This is a genomic window from Pseudomonas sp. TMP9, assembly GCF_037943105.1.
Lineage (GTDB): Bacteria > Pseudomonadota > Gammaproteobacteria > Pseudomonadales > Pseudomonadaceae > Aquipseudomonas.
The window spans coordinates 2,715,331-2,732,320 of sequence record NZ_CP149803.1 but is presented as its reverse complement, the minus strand read 5'-3'; the positions used below and the strand labels follow the sequence as shown (position 1 = coordinate 2,732,320).

Genomic DNA, 16,990 nt, shown 5'->3' with positions numbered 1-16,990 from the left:
ACATGCGCGCCCCCCTGATCATTGATCGCAGCCAAGACGCGCATTTTATGCGTGAGGCCTTGGCGCTGGCTGCCCAAGGCGCCGCTTTAGGTGAGGTGCCGGTCGGCGCGGTGCTGGTGCAGAACGGCGTGATAGTTGGGTGCGGCTTTAATTGCCCGATCACCACCCACGACCCCAGCGCCCATGCCGAGATGGTGGCGATCCGCGCTGCCGCACACGCCGCTGTTAACTATCGCCTGCCCGGCAGCACCCTGTATGTGACGCTGGAGCCGTGCAGCATGTGCGCCGGTTTAATCGTGCACACACGGGTGCAGCGCGTGGTGTATGGCGCCCGCGAACCTAAAGCAGGGGTGGCGATAAGTCAGGGCGCATTCTTCAATCAGGCGTTTCTTAACCACCGTGTATTAGTCGAGGGCGGAGTGCTTGGTGAGGAGTGCGGCGCGCTGTTGAGTGCTTTTTTCAAAGCCAGGCGCGAGCAACGCTAGAGCGGTGGGGTTTGCTCTTCGGGCTGGCGTTTGTCGATGCCCGGTACGTGCTGTTTGCTGTCGGCGATTTGTGAGCCTTCCAACTGCGGTTGGGTGACCCACGTGAGGATGTCGTAGTAGCGGCGGATGTTACGCACAAAGTGCACCGGTTCGCCGCCACGGGCATAACCATAGCGGGTTTTGCTATACCACTGTTTTTGCGCCAGGCGCGGCAATATTTTCTGTACATCCAACCACTTGTTCGGGTTCAGCCCTTCAGCTTCAGTGAGTTTGCGCGCATCTTCGAGGTGGCCGCCGCCGACGTTGTACGAGGCCAAAGCGAACCAGGTGCGGTCTGGCTCTTCAATACTTTTCGGCAGCTGGTTCTTCACATAAACAATGTATTTGGCCCCGCCATCGATGCTCTGTTTAGGGTTAAGCCGATCCGACACCCCCATGGCCTGGGCCGTACGCAGCGTCAGCATCATCAGTCCGCGCACGCCAGTTTTTGAGGTGGCAGTGGGTTGCCAAAGTGACTCCTGATACCCAATGGCTGCGAGCAAGCGCCAGTCCACCTGATTAGTCTTGGCGGCGTCGCGAAAATAGTTCTCGTAGCGCGGTAGGCGTTGTTGCAGGTGCTTGGCAAACGTATAAGCGCCGACATAACCCAGTACATCAACATGGCCGTAGTAGCGATCTTTCAAGCGTTGCAGACTGCCGTTTTGCTGGGCGCGCTGGAGAAAACTGTTTACTTCATCGAGCAGGCTGCGGTCTTCACCCGGCGCAGTGGCCCACGCTAAGTTCTGCGCATCGCCCAAATCAAACGCCACGCGCACGTTGGGGAAGTAAACCTGGTTCATCGCCAGCTCGTTTGAGTCAACCAAGGTCAGGTCCAACTGCCCGTCATCGACCATGCGCAACAGATCGACCACTTCGACGGCGGCGGACTCTTCATATTGCAATTCAGGCAGTTGCAGCTTAAGGGCGGCCAGCTGCTCCGCATGGCTGCTGCCTTTGAGTACCAAGATGCGCTTGCCGAGCAGATCATCCGGGCGGGTTGGGCGCTGCTGGCCGTTGCGGTAGATCACCTGCGGGGTGACTTCGAGGTAGGGCAGGGAAAAACGCGCATGGGCTTGCCGTCCGTCGCTTTCTACTAAACCTGCAGCAGCCAGTACTGGGCCATTGGGCTTACTAAGGCTAGCGAACAGCTCATCGAGGCTGTCGGCAGTCTCAATTTTCAGGTCTACGCCCAGATCATCGGCAAAGCGTTTCACCAGCTCGTATTCGAAGCCGGTCTCGCCATTGCGGTCTTGGAAGTAGGTGGCTGGGCTGTTACGGGTGATCACCCGCAGCACACCCTCCGCCTGAACGCGCTCGAGTGTGCTGGGTTCTTCAGCACAGCCGCCGAGCAGCAGGAGGATTCCGATCGCCGACAGCCAGCAGGCGCAGCGCACACGGAACACAGATTGGGCAAACATCGGCGCAGTATACGCAAAGCATGGCGTGCGCCATATCTCGACAGCGTGCGGCTTCTCTGCTAGCACCCAGTGCACGGTTTGCCTCGCCTTCACGGGTGCCGTTGGCGGCACTTTAGGCTAGAATGCCCGCCCTCAAAGTACACCCCTTCTCAGAGGCTGTTCTCCATGTTGATCCTGCGCGGCGCGCCCGCTCTCTCTGCTTTCCGTCACGGCAAACTGCTTGAGCAACTGACCAGCAAGGTGCCTGCGGTCACCGGCCTGTACGCCGAGTTCGCGCATTTTGCCGACGTCACTGGCGTGCTTAATGCCGAGGAAGAGCAGGTTTTGGCCCGTTTGCTCAAATACGGCCTAAGCGTGCCGGTGCAGGAGCCAAGTGGTCGTTTGTTTCTGAGCATCCCGCGTTTTGGCACCATCTCGCCTTGGTCGAGTAAGGCCAGCGATATTGCCCGCAACTGCGGCCTGGCGAAGATTCAGCGCATTGAGCGCGGCTTGGCGTACTACGTCAGCGGTGAGCTGAATGCCACCCAAGTGCAGCAGGTGGCTGATTTGCTGCATGACCGCATGACCCAGCTGGTGCTGGATAACCTGCAAGACGCTGGCGCACTGTTTAGCCATGCCCAACCGAAACCGCTGACCGCCGTGGATATTCTCGGTGGCGGCCGCGCTGCGCTGGAACGCGCCAACGTCGAGCTGGGCTTGGCCTTGGCTGAAGACGAAATTGATTACCTGGTGACCAGCTTCAACGGCTTGGGGCGCAACCCCCATGACATCGAATTGATGATGTTCGCCCAAGCTAACTCTGAGCATTGTCGGCACAAAATTTTCAATGCCAGCTGGGATATTGATGGCCAGAGCCAGGAAAAATCCCTGTTCGGTATGATTAAAAATACCTATCAAATGCACAGCGAAGGCGTCTTGTCGGCCTACAAAGACAACGCCTCGGTGATCGTCGGCAACGTCGCCGGGCGCTTTTTCCCGGACCCTGAAACCCGCCAATACGGTGCGGTGCAGGAGCCGGTGCATATTCTGATGAAGGTTGAAACCCACAACCACCCAACTGCCATTGCGCCGTTCCCCGGTGCAGCCACCGGCTCGGGCGGTGAAATTCGTGACGAAGGCGCCACGGGCCGTGGTGCTAAGCCAAAGGCAGGGCTGACCGGTTTTACCGTGTCCAACTTGCAGATTCCGGGCTTTGAACAGCCTTGGGAAGTGCCCTACGGCAAGCCCGAGCGCATCGTCACGGCACTGGACATCATGCTTGAAGGCCCGCTGGGCGGCGCGGCGTTCAATAACGAATTTGGTCGTCCGGCCCTGACCGGTTATTTCCGCACGTTTGAGCAAACGATCCAAACCCCGCGCGGCGAAGAAGTACGCGGTTATCACAAGCCGATCATGCTGGCGGGCGGCATGGGCAATATCCGCGCTGAACACGTGCAGAAAGCTGAAATCACCGTCGGCGCCAAGCTGATTGTGCTCGGCGGCCCAGCCATGTTGATCGGTCTGGGCGGCGGTGCGGCCTCATCAATGGCCACCGGTACCAGCTCTGCTGATTTGGATTTTGCCTCGGTGCAGCGCGAAAACCCGGAAATGGAGCGCCGCTGTCAGGAGGTCATTGACCGCTGCTGGCAGCTCGGTGAGCACAACCCGATTGCTTTCATCCATGACGTCGGTGCCGGCGGTTTGTCCAACGCCTTCCCCGAGCTGGTCAATGATGGCGGCCGCGGCGGGCGGTTTGAGTTACGTAATGTGCCCAATGATGAGCCGGGAATGGCGCCCCATGAAATCTGGAGCAACGAATCCCAAGAGCGCTATGTGATGGCGGTGGATGCAGCTGATTTTGAGCGCTTCAAAGCCATTTGTGAGCGTGAGCGCTGCCCGTTTGCGGTCGTCGGTGAGGCCACCGAAGAGGCTCACCTGACCGTGACCGACAGCCATTTTGGCAACAACGCCGTCGACATGCCGCTCAACGTGCTGCTGGGCAAGGCCCCGCGCATGCACCGCTCGGCCGTTCGCGAAGCTGAGTTGGGCGATGATTTCGATGCCAGCAGCCTGGCCATCGACGAATCTGTGACCCGCGTGCTGCATCATCCCGCCGTGGCCAGCAAAAGCTTTTTGATCACCATTGGCGATCGCAGCATCACCGGCCTAGTGGCGCGCGACCAGATGGTCGGGCCGTGGCAGGTGCCAGTGGCCGATTGCGCCGTGACCGCCACCAGCTTTGATGTGTACACCGGTGAAGCCATGGCCATGGGCGAGCGCACCCCCCTGGCGTTGCTGGATGCAGCAGCGTCCGGCCGTATGGCGATTGGCGAAACCCTGACCAACATTGCGGCGTCGCAGATTAACGCGCTCAGCGATATCAAACTGTCCGCCAATTGGATGGCCGCTGCCGGTCATCCGGGTGAAGACGCGCGGCTCTATGACGCGGTAAAAGCGGTCGGCATGGAGTTGTGTCCGCATTTGGGTATCACCATCCCGGTCGGTAAAGACTCGATGTCGATGAAAACCCGCTGGCAGGATGAGGGCGCTGAAAAGAGCGTGACCTCGCCCATGTCGCTTATCGTGACCGGCTTCGCTCCGGTCAGCGATATCCGCAAAACCCTGACCCCGCAATTGCGCATGGACAAAGGTGAAACGGACTTGATCCTGATTGACCTGGGCCGTGGGCAAAACCGTATGGGCGCCTCGATTCTCGCTCAGGTCTACGGCAAGCTCGGCAGCCAAGCGCCGGATGTTGATGACGCCGAAGACCTCAAGGCCTTCTTTGCGGTGATCCAAGGCCTGAACGCCGATGGTCATCTCTTGGCCTATCACGACCGTTCCGACGGTGGCTTGCTGGTTACCGCGTTTGAAATGGCCTTTGCCGGCCACTGCGGGCTTAACCTGAACTTGGATACCTTGGCCGACAATCGCGCTGAGATGGCCGCGGTGTTGTTTAACGAAGAGCTGGGTGCGGTCATTCAAGTGCACCGGGACGCCACGCCGGATGTTCTCTCGCAGTTCAGCGCCGCCGGCTTGGGCGACTGCGTGGCGGTGATTGGTCAGCCGATTAACAGCGATGACGTGGCGATTAGTTTCAACGATCAGCCAGTCTTTGTCGGCCAGCGCCGCCTGCTGCAGCGTCAGTGGGCACAAACCAGTTATCAGATCCAACGCCTGCGCGATAACGTGCAGTGCGCTGAGCAAGAATTCGACACCCTCCTCGATGAGGACAACCCCGGCCTTTCGGCCAAGCTTAGTTTCGACGTCAATCAGGACATCAGCGCGCCGTTTATCCGTAAGGGTGTGCGGCCGCAGATCGCTGTGCTGCGTGAGCAGGGTGTCAACGGTCAGGTGGAAATGGCCGCTGCCTTTGACCGCGCCGGTTTCAACGCGATCGACGTGCACATGAGCGATATTCTCAGCGGCCGCGTTAGCTTGGATGAGTTCAAGGGCCTGGTTGCCTGTGGCGGCTTCTCCTATGGTGACGTGCTCGGGGCCGGCGAAGGTTGGGCCAAGTCAATCCTGTTTAACAGTCGCGCCCGTGATGACTTCCAAGCGTTTTTCGAGCGCAAAGACAGCTTCAGTCTCGGCGTGTGCAATGGCTGTCAGATGATGAGCAACCTGCACGAGCTGATCCCTGGCAGCGAATTTTGGCCGCACTTTGTGCGTAATCGCTCCGAGCAATTCGAAGCGCGTGTGGCCATGGTCCAGGTGCAGGAGTCAGCCTCAATCTTCCTGCAGGGCATGGCTGGTTCGCGTATGCCAATCGCCATCGCCCACGGTGAAGGTCATGCTGAGTTTGAGAATGAAGAAGCCTTGCTTGAAGCTGATTTGTCAGGCTGCGTGGCCATGCGCTTTATCGACAACCATGGCAAAGTCACCGAAACCTACCCGGCCAACCCTAATGGTTCGCCGCGCGGGATTACTGGCCTGACCAGCCGCGACGGCCGCGTGACCATCATGATGCCGCATCCGGAGCGGGTATTCCGCGCGGTGCAGAACTCTTGGAAGCCAGATGACTGGCAGGAAGATGCCGGCTGGCTGCGCATGTTCCGCAACGCTCGTGTGTGGGTGGATTGATCCGTATGGTGCAGGCTTATGCTGAGTAAGCCTGCGCCGGCTCTACCTGAGGTGCGCCAGGTCAAACCTGGTGACACTTTGTTGCTGTGCCGCTGCGGACGTTCGTCCCAGCTTCCCGATTGTGTTTCTGCGTGCCCAGGCGCGCTGGCACTAAGCCCTGAACGTGAGCAATTTCTGTTGCTCTGCCGCTGCGGTCAATCGCAGGGTTTGCCTTATTGCGATGGCAGCCATAACCGCCCGGCTGAAGGTTTTAAAGCCCGCTGGCAGCGCTTTTGGCGAGGCGTTTAACGCTTACTGTGCTAACAACCTACGCGGCAGCTAAGGTGAAAGGCTGTTGCTGTGTGGCATGCTTTGGGCGCGATGTACCCATCAGCCGTCGTGGGAGGCTTGGATGTATAAATTTTGTTTTTTCGTACCTGAAACGCACCTAGAGCAGACCAAACAGGCCGTTTTCGCCGCCGGTGGCGGCCGTATCGGTCACTACGACCAATGCGGCTGGCAAACCTTAGGGCAGGGCCAATTCCGGGCGTTGGCGGGCAGTCAGCCATTTATTGGGCAAGTTGGACAGGCTGAGTCGTTGGCTGAATGGAAAGTCGAGATGGTGGTAGCTGATGAGTTGATTCACGCCGTGGTAAAAGCCCTGCGGCACGCCCACCCCTACGAAACGCCGGCCTTTGAGGTCTGGCGTCTATCCGATATTCAGTTCTGAGTAATGCCGACAAAAAAGGCACCGCGGGTGCCTTTTGCAGGATTGAGGTTTGTGCTTAAGGACGAATTTCGATCAGCGTGCCGTCTTTAACCAAGCTCCAGATCTCGCGCATGTCCGTGTTCTTCATGGCGATGCAGCCTTCGGTCCAGTCTAGGGTGTGGAAAAACCATTCGGGGTATTCCTCATCCAGTGGCGTGCCGTGGATCATGATCATGCTGCCGGCGGACACACCCTTGTCGCGTGCCTGCGCTTGATCGCGGGCGTTGGGGTAAGAAATGTGCATGGACAGGTTGTACTTGTCGCTGGTCTTGCGCCAGTCAAGCCAGTAAAAACCTTCCGGGGTGCGCAGGTCGCCTTCGCGTTGTTTGGCGCCGTCCGGCTGCTTGCCCAATGACACCCGGTAGGACTTGAGTGTGTCGCCGCGGCTCATCAAGTGCAGGGTGCGTTCGGATTTAACCACCAGCACCTTATCGATGGTTTTACCACTAAGAGTGGCCGTGGTGCTGGCGTGGCCAGTCATAACAATGGTCAAGCAGAGGAGGGCGAACAACCAGCGCATCGTAATATCCAGGATTCAGAACGTTTTTTTGTAATGCGCGCGCATGGCTTCGAGCGGCTCATTGCGCACCGGGTAGTGCTGCTCGCGGCGGTCCGCGAAGTAGCATTCTAGGGTACGACCCACGGCGGGGAAAGCCAGCTCTGCCCAAGGAATGTCGGGCTCGAGGAACAGCGCCACCTCAAGGCTTTCTTCGCCAGGGGCAAAGTCCAAGTCGACCAGCTCTGCGCGAAACAACATGTACACCTGGTTGATGTGGGGCAGATCAAACAGGGTATAGAGGTTAAGGCTGCGCACTCGCGCGCAGGCTTCTTCATGGGTTTCACGGGCCGCGGCCTGCTCAAGGGTTTCGCCGTTCTCCATAAAGCCAGCGGGCAGTGTCCAATAGCCTCGGCGCGGCTCGATGGCGCGGCGACACAACAGCACCTGCTCACCCCATATCGGCAGGCAGCCCGCGATGATCCTTGGGTTTTGGTAATGCACGACTTGGCACTGTGCACAGACGTGGCGCAAGCGGTTGTCACCCGGCGGAATAAGGTGGCTAATCGACCCGCCGCAGTTACTACAGAATTTCATGCCAGACCCTCAGTGCGTGTCGGCTATCTTGGCGCGGGTGTTGCGTGCTCGGCAAGCGCTGTTAATAACCCGCATTGACCGCCTGAATGATTCGGGTCGCTGGTTCAGGGCTATGGCCATGCACTGCTTTCATGCAATGATCGAACGCAGAAAAAAACACCGAGAATCCTCATGCTGGATGAGTTGCTTCTTCGCATGCGTGGCTACAGCCCGCAGGATATGCAGATCGATACCCGCTACCCTGAGGCGGCTGTGTTGGTGCCCATTACCCGCAGCGATGAGCCGGAAGTGGTGCTGACTTTACGCGCGAGCGGCTTGTCCACACACGGCGGCGAAGTCGCCTTCCCGGGTGGTCGGCGTGACCCGGAAGACACCGATTTGGTGCAAACAGCCCTGCGCGAGGCGCAAGAGGAGATTGGCTTGCCGCCTGGGCTGGTTGAGATTGTCGGGCCGCTCAGCACGCTGGTCTCGCGACACGGTATTCAGGTCACGCCTTATGTCGGCCTTATCCCCGACTTTGTTGAGTACACGCCCAACGACGGTGAAATTGCCGCCGTGTTTGCCGTGCCGCTGGCGTTCTTTCGCGATGATCCACGGGAAACCACGCACCGTATCGATTACCTTGGGCGCAGTTGGTACGTGCCGAGTTACCGCTACGGCGAGTACAAAATTTGGGGGCTGACGGCGATCATGTTGATCGAGCTGGTCAACTTGGTGTTCGACGATGTGCACATCGATTTGAGCCAGCCGCCCGAACACTTTATCAAGCTCCCATGATGGTGGGATGAGGATCAACGCATGAAATATCGTCTGGGCCAGTCCCATGTAGAAGCCCATGCCGACAGCTGGGTTGCGCCCAATGCCACATTGGTGGGTAAGGTCAAGCTGGAGCCGGGGGCGAGCGTGTGGTTTAACGCGGTGTTGCGCGGTGACAATGAGCTGATTCATATCGGCCTCAACAGCAACGTGCAAGACGGCACGGTGATGCACACCGACATGGGTTTTCCGCTGACTATCGGCACCGGTGTGACCATCGGCCATAACGCCATGTTGCACGGTTGTACGGTGGGCGATTACAGCCTGATCGGCATCAACGCGGTGATCCTCAACGGCGCAAAAATCGGTAAGTACTGCATCATTGGCGCTAACAGCCTGATTGGTGAAGGCAAGGACATACCCGATGGTTCGCTGGTGATGGGCTCGCCCGGCAAGGTGGTGCGCGAGCTGACCGAAGCGCAGAAAAAAATGCTTGAGGCCAGCGCCGCTCATTACGTGCACAACGCCCAGCGTTATGCCCGTGACTTGGCCGTGCAGGACGACTAATGGAGCAAGAACGCCCCGTTGCCTCACCTTGCGTGCATGTCTGCGCCTTGGATGACCAAGACCTGTGCATTGGCTGCCAGCGTTCGGTCGCCGAAATTACCCGTTGGGGGCTGATGGACAATGCTGAGCGCCGCCAGGTGCTGCAACGTTGTCATGAGCGTGCTCAGGCGCAAGGCATCTTGCTGTAACGCCGCTTTATATCCATTCGTTTGAGGAAGGCTCATGCCCCGTATCGGAACCCCTTTGTCGTCGAGTGCGACTCGTGTGCTGTTGTGCGGCTCTGGTGAGCTGGGCAAAGAAGTGGTGATCGAGTTACAACGCTTGGGTGTTGAGGTGATCGCTGTTGATCGTTACGCCAACGCCCCAGCCATGCAGGTGGCGCACCGCAGTCATGTGGTCGATATGCTTGACGATGCGGCGCTACGCGCAGTGATTGAACGGGAGCGGCCGCACTACATCGTCCCGGAAATTGAAGCCATCGCCACCGCCACGTTGGTTGAGCTTGAGAATGAAGGCTTCACCGTAATCCCCAGCGCCCGTGCCGCGCAGCTGACCATGAACCGCGAAGGCATCCGTCGTCTCGCGGCTGAAGAGCTGGGCTTGCCGACCTCGCCTTACCAGTTCGCTGACTCCTTCGAGCAGTGCCGTGCGGCGGTCGACCACATTGGCTTTCCCTGTTTGATCAAACCCATTATGAGCTCTTCAGGGAAAGGTCAGTCGCTGCTCAAAAGTCGGGATGATCTGCAGGCGGCCTGGGATTACGCCCAGGCCGGTGGCCGCGCCGGCAAGGGTCGGGTGATCGTGGAAGGCTTTATCGATTTCGATTATGAAATTGCCTTGCTGACTGTGCGCCACAGTGGCGGTACAACCTTCTGCGCGCCAGTTGGTCATCGTCAAGTTAAGGGCGATTATCAAGAGTCCTGGCAGCCGCAACCGATGAGTGTAAAGGCACAAGCTGAAGCCGAACGCATTGCTCTGGCAGTAACTGACTCACTAGGCGGGCGCGGACTGTTTGGCGTCGAGCTATTTGTTAAGGGTGATCAGGTGTGGTTCTGCGAAATCTCGCCGCGCCCCCACGACACCGGTCTGGTCACCCTGATTTCCCAAGACCTGTCTGAGTTCGCCTTGCATGCGCGGGCCATTCTCGGGCTGCCCATCCCGCTTATTCGTCAGCTAGGGCCGTCTGCGTCAGCGGTGATTTTGGTTGAAGGTGAATCACAACAGGTCAGCTTCGGTAACCTCGGTGTTGCGCTGGCTGAACCAGATACGGCGCTGCGCCTGTTTGGCAAGCCGGCGGTCAGTGGTCAGCGCCGCATGGGTGTGGCGTTGGCCCGCGATCAGTCGCTGGCAGCGGCGCGGGCTAAGGCCGCGCGTGCGGCGCAGGCGGTCAAGGTCGAGCTGTGAGCGTGGGGCGTGCCTATGCCTGGTGGATGGGCTTGTTGCTGTTAGCACCGTTAGCGCTACCGCTGGCACTGCGCACCCGGCGCCGCGCCTTACGCTTACCGCCCGCTGCTGGGTTGTTGAGCGGTGTGGCAGGTGAAGGTTTGCCCGGAGCGCCATTGCGCCTGTTGGTGCTGGGCGAGTCGACCGTGGTGGGCGTCGGTGTGGATGACATGCAGCTGGCGCTGGCGGGGCAACTGGCAGGCGCGTTAGCGGTGCATTACGCTCGCCCGGTTGCCTGGCGCGCATGTGGCGAGAATGGCGTAACCGCTGCGCAGGCCCGGGAGCGGCTGTTGCCGCAGGCGCTTGAACAGCCTGTTGACTTGGCGCTGCTGGTGTTTGGTGTTAACGACACCACACGCTTAACCTCACTCCTGCGTTGGGAAACAGCGTTGGGTGGCATGGCGCAGGCGCTAACAGCACGTGGTGCTCAGGTGGCCTTTAGCAGCGTGCCGCCGCTACAGCATTTTACCGCGCTGCCCTGGCTGTTAAGGCGCTTGCTCGGTTGGCGCGCCACGTTGCTGGATGCACGCCTTAGTCAGTTGGCGCGGCGCTTGGGCGCGGGGCATCACTCGGTTGATTTGGAGTTTTCCCCAGCCTATCTGGCGCGTGATGGCTATCACCCCTCAGCGCTGGGCTATCGCGTTTGGGCAGAAGGCTTGGCCGTCAGCCTTGCGCCGTCGATTCCGGGTGCGCCTTAGGCTTGCCGTGCCAGGCGCGTACGCTTTTTACCCGGTTGTCCGAAGACTGCAGAATTTCTAACCGATAAGGGCCGATTTTCAGGCACACAGCGCTGTCGGGGATGCTTTCCAGCGCCTCCGTCACGAGGCCGTTAAGGGTTTTTGGCCCATCACAGGGCAGATGCCAGCCCAGTGCTTTGTTGATTTCTCGGATATAAGCCGCGCCATCAATCACCTGGGTGCCATCTTCCTGAGGATGAATATCCGGGCTGCGCAAGGTGTTTTGACTGCTGAAATCACCGACGATTTCTTCAAGGATATCTTCCAGGGTGACGATGCCGATCACATCCCCGTACTCATCAACTACGATGCCAATGCGGCGTTTTTGTTTTTGGAAATTGATCAGTTGGGTCGACAGCGGCGTCCCTTCGGGGACGAAGTACGGCTCACTGCAGGCCACCAGCAGTGCCTCTTTACTTAATTCGTTATGCGTCAGCAGGCGCGCGATTTGACGCATGTGCACGATGCCTTCGATCTGATTGATGTCAGTGCGAAATACTGGCAAGCGTGTGTGGGTGGTGTTGGTCAGTAGGTTAATGATGCTTTCGAGGTCGTCATCAAGGTTGATGCCGGTGACTTCATTGCGCGGGATCATGATGTCATCCACCGTCACCCGCTCAAGGTCAAGAATACCGAGCAGCATGTTCTGCCGATTTTTCGGCATGCCCGCACCGGACTCGCGCACCACGCTGCGCAGCTCTTCGGTGGAGAGGCTGTCGCTGGCTCGCAGTGCGGGATCGATGCCCAGCAGGCGTAGCAACACATTACTGATGGTGCTGGTAGCCCACACCACCGGGTAGAGCAGCCGTTGCAGCACGAGCAGCAAGCGACTGGCAGGGAAAGCCACCAATTCCGGGCGCAAGGCCGCAAGGGTTTTCGGGGTTATTTCGCCAAAAATCAGCACCACAATGGTCAAGCCTGCCGTGGCAATGGCGATCCCGGCTTCGCCCCAGATATCCACAGCCAATACGGTGGCGATGGAGGCGGCGAGAATATTAACCACGTTGTTGCCTACCAGAATCGTACCCAGCAGGCGATCTGGGCGGCTCAGTAGGCTGGTTACACGCTTGGCGCCGTTATGCCCTTCCTTGGCCATGTGTTTAAGGCGATAGCGGTTAAGGCTGAGCATGCCGGTCTCCGAACTGGAGAAGAAGGCCGAGCAAATAATCAAAAAGATCAGCAAACCAAACAGGTAGCCGGAGTGAAGGTTGTCCACGTAAGGGTCTCAGATGTGCAGGATAAATTCGCGAACAAGCTTGCTGCCGAAATAGGCCAGCATCAGCAGGCAAAAGCCCGCCAGCGTCCAGCGAATGGCCTTATGGCCTCGCCAGCCGAGTTGGTGGCGACCCCACAGAAGTACGGCAAAAACCACCCAAGCAAAGCACGACAAAATAGTTTTGTGCGCCAGGTGCTGGGCAAACAGGTCATTGATAAACAGCGCACCTGAGAACAGCGAAAGTGACAACAGCACCCAGCCGGTCCAAAGGAAGCTGAACAGCAGGCTTTCCATGGTTTGCAGGGGCGGGAAGTTCTTGATCAGCCCCGAGGGTTGTTTATTTTTTAGTTGATGGTCCTGCAGCAGCACCAGCAGTGATTGAAATACCGCAATGGTGAGCATGCCGTAGGCAATGATCGAGAGCAGGATGTGCAGCAAAATACCGGGTTCTTCATCGATCAGTTGCGTTGTTCCGCTGGGCATAAAGTGCGCAAGAACCACAGTCAGTGCGCCTAAGGGGAAGAGCAGCAGGAGAAGGTTTTCAACGGGGATTCGCAGGCAGGCAATCAGCGTCAGGGCGATGACTGCAAAAGCGATCAGGCTGGCGGCATAGAAAAAATCTAAGACCAAGCCGCCTGAGTGGTACATCTGGGCAAACAGACTGGCGCCATGGAATAGCAATGCGACACCGCCCAGCAAGGCCAGCAGGCGTTTGTCGGCGACCTTGCGCTGAGTGATGCGTAAAACTTGGTAGGCCGTGGCGCTTGTGTATAAGCAAGCAGCAATAAGGCTCGGTAGCAGAGGGTGCATAAATCCTTGTCAAGCAAACCCGGGAGGGCCGCAGTGTGGCATACAACCCGCGTACCACGAAAGCGTCTGGCGGTGTCGGTATCTCGGATATGGTGGCGTTTCAGCGCCAGCCGCGTTGCTGCGCAAAATCTCGCCAGGCTAGGCGGAGGGCGCAGGTAATGGTTGTTCCCTTGCCAAGTCCTCCAACAATGCATGGCGAGATTTTGCGCGCAACCCGAAGGGCTGGGCCTGTTTTAGCGCGATACGACGTTTCTCGACACTCATTTGGAACAACCAAACTTCGTGTCTCGTGCCTTGTCTCGCGCTAAAGCGGGCTCCAGCGCGGTGGCGATGAAACGTCACCAGGCCCGACTAGTCTTCGTTATAATCGGTGGCCTGTTGCAAGCCCACCCTCGGCTCGTTAGAGCCTGAAAGGAACGCGCATGTTCGAAAATCTGACTGACCGCCTCTCGCAGACCCTGCGAAACGTCACTGGCAAAGCCAAGCTGAGCGAAGACAACATCAAGGACACCCTGCGCGAAGTGCGCATGGCTTTGCTTGAAGCCGACGTGGCCTTGCCGGTGGTCAAAGACTTCGTCAATAAAGTCAAAGACCGTGCGGTCGGCACCGAGGTGTCGAAGAGCCTGACCCCGGGCCAAGCCTTCGTAAAAATCGTCCGCGCCGAACTTGAAGAGCTGATGGGTGCGGCCAACGAAGATTTAGCGCTGAATGCCGTGCCGCCGGCCGTGGTGTTGATGGCGGGTCTGCAGGGCGCAGGCAAGACCACGACCGTCGCCAAGCTGGCGCGCTTCCTCAAAGAGCGTAAGAAAAAGACCGTTATGGTAGTTTCGGCCGACGTTTATCGTCCGGCGGCGATCAAACAGTTGGAAACGTTGGCCAGCGACATTGGCGTGACTTTCTTTCCGTCCGATCTTAGCCAGAAACCGGTGGATATCGCCGTAGCGGCCATTAAAGAAGCCAAACTCAAATTTATTGATGTAGTCATCGTCGACACCGCCGGTCGCTTGGCGATCGACGCTGAAATGATGGCGGAAATCCAAGCACTGCACGCCGCGATCAACCCAGTAGAAACCCTGTTCGTGGTCGATGCGATGACCGGCCAGGACGCGGCTAACACGGCCAAAGCTTTTAATGATGCGCTGCCACTAACCGGCGTGGTGCTGACCAAGGTTGACGGTGATGCCCGTGGCGGCGCGGCGTTATCGGTGCGCGCCATTACCGGTAAGCCGATCAAGTTTATCGGCATGGGTGAGAAAACGGAGGCGCTGGAGCCGTTCCACCCGGACCGTATTGCCTCGCGCATCCTTGGCATGGGCGATGTGCTCAGTCTGATCGAGCAGGCTGAGCAAACCCTTGACCGGGAAAAAGCTGACAAGCTCACCAAGAAGCTGAAGAAGGGTAAGGGTTTTGACCTTGAGGACTTCCGTGATCAGCTGCAGCAAATGAAGAACATGGGCGGCCTCGGCGGCCTGATGGATAAGCTGCCGCAAATGGGCGGGGTTAATCTGGCGCAGATGGGCAGTGCTCAGGGCGCCGCTGAGAAACAATTTAAGCAGATGGAGGCGATCATCAATTCCATGACGCCCCAAGAGCGCCGTGACCCGGAAATCATCAGCGGTTCGCGTAAGCGGCGTATCGCCATGGGTTCTGGCACTCAAGTGCAGGACATTGGCCGCTTAATTAAGCAGCACAAGCAAATGCAAAAAATGATGAAGAAATTCACGGCCAAAGGCGGCATGGCTAAAATGATGCGCGGCATGGGCGGGATGATGCCGGGCGGTATGCCAAAGATGTAAGGACTGCGCGTCGGCAGCGATGCTGGCGCATGCCCGGTGAAAGGCCGGGACTTACGTTAAACCTGCCTGTTATGGGCGCTGACTGACCGGCTCGTACAACGGTTTTCTCGCCAGTCTTGATTGCGCAGCCTATTCGCCAGAAAAAGCCATTTGCAAAAATCCGGATATTCCTTAGAATATGCGGCCTTTCGGGCACCTACGCCCGCTGTGCATTTAGATTTGCAGCACCGACTACAGGAATTTCGTCCACATGCTAACCATTCGTCTTGCCCTTGGCGGCTCCAAAAAGCGCCCATTCTACAAAATCAACGTGACCGACAGCCGTAACCCACGCGACGGTTCGCACAAAGAAGAGATCGGTTTCTTCAACCCGATCGCTCGTGGTCAGGAAGTTCGCCTGTCCGTGAAGCAAGATCGCCTGGCCCATTGGCTGAGCGTTGGCGCGCAGCCTTCTGATCGTGTTGCTCAGTTGTTGAAGGACGCTGCTAAGGCTGCGGCCTGAGCAATATGAGCGCGACGCCTGCTTCTACCGATGACTTGATCGTTATCGGCAAGATTTACTCTGTACATGGCGTTCGCGGTGAAGTGAAGGTGTATTCCTTTACTGACCCTGTTGCAAACCTGCTGCAGTACAAGTCCTGGACGCTTAGGCGCGAAGGCAGTGTTAAGCAGGTAGAGCTGGTCAGCGGACGCGGGAATGACAAATTCCTGGTCGCGAAGCTCAAGGGTCTTGATGACCGTGAAGAAGCGCGTCTTCTCGCCGGTTTTGAGATCTGTGTGCCGCGCAACCTGTTCCCTGAACTAACCAGCGGCGAGTACTACTGGTACCAGTTGGAAGGTCTCAAGGTGTTCGACCAGGCAGGGCAATTGCTCGGCAAGATTGATCACCTGCTTGAAACCGGTGCCAACGATGTGATGGTGGTTAAACCTTGCACCGACAGCTTGGATGATCGTGAGCGCCTGTTGCCCTATACCGAGCAATGCGTGTTGTCGATTGACCTGAGTGCTGGCGAAATGCGGGTCGACTGGGATGCGGACTTCTAAGCCTGATGTCAAATCTGCGCGTTGAAGTCATTACGCTGTTCCCGGAAATGTTTGCCGCCATCAGCGAATACGGCATTACCAGCCGCGCTGTGAAACAGGGTTTATTGCAACTGACCTGTTGGAACCCGCGAAGCTACACCACTGACCGTCACCACACTGTGGATGATCGGCCCTTTGGCGGTGGCCCCGGCATGGTGATGAAGATCAAGCCGCTTGAGGATGCTTTGCTCGATGCTAAGCACGCCGCAGGTGAAAACGCGAAGGTGATTTACCTCTCGCCGCAAGGTCGCCCGCTGACGCAGTCAGCAGTACGCGAACTGGCAACTGTTGAGGCGTTAATCCTCATCGCCGGTCGCTACGAAGGCATCGATGAGCGCTTTATTGAAGCGTACGTCGATGAAGAGTGGTCGATTGGGGACTACGTCCTGTCCGGCGGTGAGCTGCCGGCCATGGTGCTAATCGACGCGGTAACGCGCCTGTTGCCTGGTGCATTGGGTCATGCAAATTCGGCCGAAGAGGACTCCTTTACGGATGGCCTACTCGACTGCCCGCACTACACCCGCCCGGAGGTGTATGCGGATAAACGTGTTCCTGAGGTGCTGCTAGGCGGCAACCACGAACACATCCGGCGCTGGCGTTTGCAGCAGTCCCTAGGTCGGACTCACGAACGCCGCGCTGATCTTCTGGAAAGCCGCTCGCTTTCTGGAGAAGAGAAAAAGCTGCTGGAGGAATACGTCCGCCAGCGGGACGATAATTAATGTATCGATGACGGGCCA

At 58.2% G+C, this 16,990-nt stretch carries 17 protein-coding genes; 12 read left to right on the top strand and 5 right to left on the bottom strand.

Going from position 1 to position 16,990, the window contains the following annotated elements:
* Window positions 1–2 precede the first annotated feature (2 nt).
* Complete coding sequence (tadA, locus tag WF513_RS13030) at window positions 3–485, top strand: tRNA adenosine(34) deaminase TadA (protein ID WP_339079811.1); 483 nt, start codon at window positions 3–5, stop codon at window positions 483–485.
* On the opposite strand, the gene mltF is transcribed toward tadA, so the two are convergent.
* Window positions 482–1,942: a membrane-bound lytic murein transglycosylase MltF gene (gene mltF, locus WF513_RS13025; protein WP_339079810.1), complete on the bottom strand. Its 1,461-nt coding sequence runs from the start codon at window positions 1,940–1,942 to the stop codon at window positions 482–484. The two genes, tadA and mltF, sit on opposite strands and share 4 nt — an antisense overlap.
* A 165-nt stretch (window positions 1,943–2,107) precedes the next feature.
* On the opposite strand from mltF, the gene purL reads away from it, so the two are divergent.
* Both purL and WF513_RS13015 read left to right on the top strand, forming a co-directional pair.
* A complete protein-coding gene (gene purL, locus WF513_RS13020; RefSeq protein WP_339079809.1) occupies window positions 2,108–6,004 on the top strand; it encodes a phosphoribosylformylglycinamidine synthase in 3,897 nt (1,298 codons plus the stop codon).
* A gap of 391 nt (window positions 6,005–6,395) precedes the next feature.
* Window positions 6,396–6,713, top strand: coding sequence for a YqfO family protein (locus WF513_RS13015; RefSeq protein WP_339079808.1), 318 nt, complete (start codon window positions 6,396–6,398; stop codon window positions 6,711–6,713).
* 55 nt (window positions 6,714–6,768) lie between these two features.
* Here WF513_RS13015 and WF513_RS13010 read toward each other — a convergent pair whose 3' ends face one another.
* Together WF513_RS13010 and WF513_RS13005 are read right to left on the bottom strand one after the other, a co-directional pair.
* Entirely contained in the window at window positions 6,769–7,272 is a 504-nt protein-coding gene (locus WF513_RS13010) for a L,D-transpeptidase family protein (RefSeq protein WP_339079807.1), read from the bottom strand.
* Window positions 7,273–7,287: 15 nt separating this feature from the next.
* Entirely contained in the window at window positions 7,288–7,845 is a 558-nt protein-coding gene (locus WF513_RS13005) for an NUDIX hydrolase (protein ID WP_339079806.1), read from the bottom strand.
* Between the two features lie 171 nt (window positions 7,846–8,016).
* Between WF513_RS13005 and WF513_RS13000 the strand changes: the two genes are divergently transcribed.
* Genes WF513_RS13000 through WF513_RS12980 form a run of 5 tightly spaced genes read left to right on the top strand, consistent with a single transcriptional unit; the run spans window position 8,017 to window position 11,309 of the window.
* Entirely contained in the window at window positions 8,017–8,622 is a 606-nt protein-coding gene (locus tag WF513_RS13000) for a CoA pyrophosphatase (RefSeq protein WP_339079805.1), read from the top strand.
* 21 nt (window positions 8,623–8,643) lie between these two features.
* Window positions 8,644–9,168: a gamma carbonic anhydrase family protein gene (locus tag WF513_RS12995; RefSeq protein WP_339079804.1), complete on the top strand. Its 525-nt coding sequence runs from the start codon at window positions 8,644–8,646 to the stop codon at window positions 9,166–9,168.
* On the top strand, window positions 9,168–9,356 hold the full coding sequence (locus WF513_RS12990) for a DUF1289 domain-containing protein (RefSeq protein WP_339079803.1): 189 nt from the start codon (window positions 9,168–9,170) through the stop codon (window positions 9,354–9,356). The genes WF513_RS12995 and WF513_RS12990 overlap by 1 nt, the downstream gene beginning before the upstream one ends.
* Window positions 9,357–9,390: 34 nt before the next feature.
* The gene (gene purT / locus WF513_RS12985) at window positions 9,391–10,572 is read left to right on the top strand and encodes a formate-dependent phosphoribosylglycinamide formyltransferase (protein ID WP_339079802.1); all 1,182 of its coding nucleotides are present in this window, start codon (window positions 9,391–9,393) and stop codon (window positions 10,570–10,572) included.
* A 26-nt stretch (window positions 10,573–10,598) separates the two neighbouring features.
* A complete protein-coding gene (locus tag WF513_RS12980) occupies window positions 10,599–11,309 on the top strand; it encodes an SGNH/GDSL hydrolase family protein (RefSeq protein ID WP_339083566.1) in 711 nt (236 codons plus the stop codon).
* Here the strand turns inward: WF513_RS12980 and WF513_RS12975 are convergent.
* Together WF513_RS12975 and ccsA are read right to left on the bottom strand one after the other, a co-directional pair.
* Window positions 11,275–12,564 (bottom strand): HlyC/CorC family transporter, encoded by a 1,290-nt coding sequence (locus WF513_RS12975; protein ID WP_339079801.1) that lies wholly within the window; start codon window positions 12,562–12,564, stop codon window positions 11,275–11,277. The genes WF513_RS12980 and WF513_RS12975 overlap by 35 nt on opposite strands.
* A 9-nt stretch (window positions 12,565–12,573) precedes the next feature.
* Window positions 12,574–13,374 carry a cytochrome c biogenesis protein CcsA gene (gene ccsA / locus WF513_RS12970; RefSeq protein ID WP_339079800.1) on the bottom strand — a complete coding sequence of 267 codons (801 nt, stop codon included), beginning with the start codon at window positions 13,372–13,374 and terminating at the stop codon, window positions 12,574–12,576.
* Between the two features lie 422 nt (window positions 13,375–13,796).
* Here ccsA and ffh point away from each other — a divergent pair, with 422 nt between their 5' ends.
* From ffh to trmD, 4 genes are all read left to right on the top strand, one after another.
* On the top strand, window positions 13,797–15,170 hold the full coding sequence (gene ffh, locus WF513_RS12965; RefSeq protein WP_339079799.1) for a signal recognition particle protein: 1,374 nt from the start codon (window positions 13,797–13,799) through the stop codon (window positions 15,168–15,170).
* Between the two features lie 250 nt (window positions 15,171–15,420).
* Entirely contained in the window at window positions 15,421–15,672 is a 252-nt protein-coding gene (rpsP, locus tag WF513_RS12960; RefSeq protein WP_090239277.1) for a 30S ribosomal protein S16, read from the top strand.
* Between the two features lie 5 nt (window positions 15,673–15,677).
* Window positions 15,678–16,214: a ribosome maturation factor RimM gene (gene rimM, locus WF513_RS12955; RefSeq protein ID WP_339079798.1), complete on the top strand. Its 537-nt coding sequence runs from the start codon at window positions 15,678–15,680 to the stop codon at window positions 16,212–16,214.
* 5 nt (window positions 16,215–16,219) lie between these two features.
* Window positions 16,220–16,972 (top strand): tRNA (guanosine(37)-N1)-methyltransferase TrmD, encoded by a 753-nt coding sequence (gene trmD, locus WF513_RS12950; RefSeq protein ID WP_339079797.1) that lies wholly within the window; start codon window positions 16,220–16,222, stop codon window positions 16,970–16,972.
* Window positions 16,973–16,990: the final 18 nt, after the last annotated feature.